The following is a 369-nucleotide window of genomic DNA, read 5'->3' on the forward strand; positions in this document are numbered from 1 at the left end:
CTAGAGATGAATAATTTGTTTGTTTACACGTGGCTGCGTACAATATTGGAGTGTAGGAAATAGATTGTATCAGCCACAACGAATTTCTTAAATACTACAGAGTTTTCCTCAATGAAGCGCTGATGTGCGTTTACCGGTACATGAGCCGTTTGTGTCGGGATGTATTACGAACCCTGAGGAACACAGGCCGCTTGCATCCTTACGTTTCTATTGCGATAAATGACCGTCAGAAGAGTGTTCAAATTGTTTGTGTTGGCGGAAGGATAGTGAGGTTGTATGTTTTCGTTGGCGATGGTAAACACGCTGTAGTTTCTTAACATCTGGATAGCTTGAGTTCAGGCTCGCGAGCCCTCACAGGCCAAGCTTGAT

1 protein-coding gene is annotated in these 369 nt (G+C 43.9%); it reads left to right on the forward strand.

The window, feature by feature from the left end; translation table 11 throughout:
• The first annotated feature begins 68 nt into the window (after positions 1-68).
• Entirely contained in the window at positions 69-317 is a 249-nt protein-coding gene (locus tag IFT84_RS21850; RefSeq protein WP_446737638.1) for a hypothetical protein, read from the forward strand.
• Positions 318-369: the final 52 nt, after the last annotated feature.

The sequence above is a fragment of the Rhizobium sp. CFBP 8762 genome, assembly GCF_014841565.1.
Taxonomy (GTDB): Bacteria; Pseudomonadota; Alphaproteobacteria; order Rhizobiales; family Rhizobiaceae; genus CFBP-8762.